Origin of the sequence: Limnospira sp. PMC 1279.21, assembly GCF_032349615.1 — a bacterium.
GTDB lineage: Bacteria > Cyanobacteriota > Cyanobacteriia > Cyanobacteriales > Microcoleaceae > Limnospira > Limnospira fusiformis.
Genome location: NZ_JARPLU010000326.1, coordinates 1 through 2,421 on the forward strand (window position 1 = coordinate 1; position 2,421 = coordinate 2,421).

1 protein-coding gene and 1 pseudogene are annotated in these 2,421 nt (G+C 45.3%); both read left to right on the forward strand.

The annotated features are described in order from the left end of the window. A partial coding sequence (ppsA, locus tag P5683_RS24145; RefSeq protein ID WP_315641153.1) for a phosphoenolpyruvate synthase occupies nucleotides 1–1,800 on the forward strand: 1,800 nt, incomplete at its 5' end. A 351-nt stretch (nucleotides 1,801–2,151) separates the two neighbouring features. After that, nucleotides 2,152–2,421: pseudogene (locus P5683_RS24150) on the forward strand (PEP-CTERM sorting domain-containing protein); the annotation flags it as partial.

Below are 2,421 nucleotides of genomic sequence, written 5' to 3' on the forward strand. Positions count from 1 at the left end.
GACCTAGCCACTTCCGGGGTAATGTTCTCAATTGATACAGAAACCGGATTCAAAAATGCCGTCATCATTACCGCCGCCTATGGCTTAGGGGAAACCATAGTCCAAGGGACTGTCAACCCTGATGAATTCATGGTATTTAAACCCATGTTGCGGGAGGGTTTTCGACCCATTATCGCCAAGCGTCTGGGTAGTAAAGCCGTGAAAATGGTTTACGATCGCCAGGAAGCTACCCGCCTTATTCCCGTCCCAGAAACCGAAAAACAAAAATTTGCCCTAAGTGATGAGGAAATTCTCAAGCTGGCTAAATGGGCGCAAATTATCGAAGATCACTATAACCAAATTCGGGGCTGTTATTCCCCCATGGACATTGAATGGGCGAAAGACGGCCAAACTGGGGAATTATTTATTGTCCAGGCGCGTCCCGAAACAGTCCAATCTCAAAAGTCCGATCGCATTTGGCAACAATATCACCTCCAAGGTACAGCAGAAGTCTTAGTCGAGGGTCGCGCTGTAGGCGATCGTATTGGTCAAGGTAAAACCCGCGTTTTGCTTAATGTCCAGCGCATTCATGAATTTAAACCCGGCGAAATTTTAGTTACCCAAAAAACAGACCCCGACTGGGAACCAATTATGAAAAAAGCCTCCGCCATTATTACCAACTCCGGCGGTCGCACCTGTCATGCGGCGATTATTGCGCGAGAAATGGGCATTCCCGCCATTGTCGGCTGTGGTAATGCTACCGATATCTTACGCACCGGTCAAGCCGTAACCGTTTCCTGCGCCGAAGGCGAAGTCGGTAAAGTCTATCAGGGTTTAGTACCTTTTGCGATCGCCAAAACCGTATTAGACGATTTACCCAAAACCCGCACCCAAATTTTACTCAATATTGGCAACCCAGCCGAAGCCTTTAGCCTTGCTTCTCAACCCTGTGACGGCGTAGGACTAGCGCGACTAGAATTTATCATTGCTAATCAGATCCGAGTCCATCCCCTCGCCTTAATTAACTTTTACCAACTCCAAGATGAAACCGCGCGCCAGGAAATTGACAGACTCACCGCCGGATTTAATAGCAAACCCGACTATTTTGTTAGTCAACTCGCCCAAGGAATTGGCACTATTGCTGCTGCTTTTTATCCCAAACCCGTCATTGTACGCATGAGTGATTTAAAAAGTAACGAATACGCCAATTTGCTGGGAGGGCGACAATTTGAACCCCTCGAAGAAAACCCCATGATTGGTTGGCGGGGTGCGTCTCGGTATACTGACCCCAAATATCGCCCAGCCTTCGCCTTGGAATGTCAAGCGATCAAGCGGGTTCGCGATGAAATGGGATTAGCTAATGTCATTCCCATGATTCCTTTCTGTCGCACCCCCGAAGAGGGTCAGCAGGTCTTAGCAGAAATGGCAAAACATGGCTTAAAACGCGGCGAAAATAGTCTGCAAGTTTATGTCATGTGTGAGTTACCCAGCAATGTTTTATTGGCTGATAAATTTTGCCAGGTGTTTGATGGTTTTTCTATCGGTTCCAATGATTTAACTCAGTTAACTCTCGGTTTAGATCGTGATTACGGACTGGTAGCCCACATTTTTGATGAACGCGACGAAGCCGTTAAGCGCATGATTAAAATGGTCATTCAAACGGCGAAACGTTACGATCGCAAGATTGGTATTTGTGGTCAAGCCCCCAGTGATTATCCTGAATTTATCCGATTTTTGGTAAACTTAGGGATTGATTCAATTAGCCTCAACCCTGATTCTCTACTCAAGACCCTACTAGAGGTCGCCAAAATCGAGAAATAGGAGATCTGATTTCAGTTCAATATAGCAGTTTATCCTTTATCCTAACCCTCTCCTCCTTCTATGGCTCCCTATACCACAGGGACAGAGGGGGGTGAGGGAGTTTTTATGAGCGATTATTTATACCCCCCTGGGGGGGATATCCCCCCCAAAATCTCCGTATTTTCACTAAAAAATTTGCATAATCTTTATAAAACAAATAAATTATTTAAAGATTTAGTAAAGATTGCCAATTTGGCTGGACAAAGAACTGATAACTTTTCCATAATAGAGTCATCAGCTAAAAAGTTATGAATCTTCCAGGACTCGCATCTTACTGAACTGCTATCTTAAAACTTACGGAGACCAACCCCCATGAAATCCACAATCCTTGCAGCATTTACAGCCGTCACAACTACCCTAGCCGTTGCTGGTTCCGCTGCTGCATTCACTATTCAACGAGCCGATGAACACTTTCAAGGGCTGATTAACTCCGGTGTTTTTAATGACTATATCCACACCGAATATCAAGCCCTAGACCCCTCATTTGTTTCTAGTCGTCAGCTAGATTTGAGTAAACTAACATTAGATTTCAACCATGAAGTGAAAGTGCATTTCCTCAGTGAGGGTGCATGGTATCGCAAC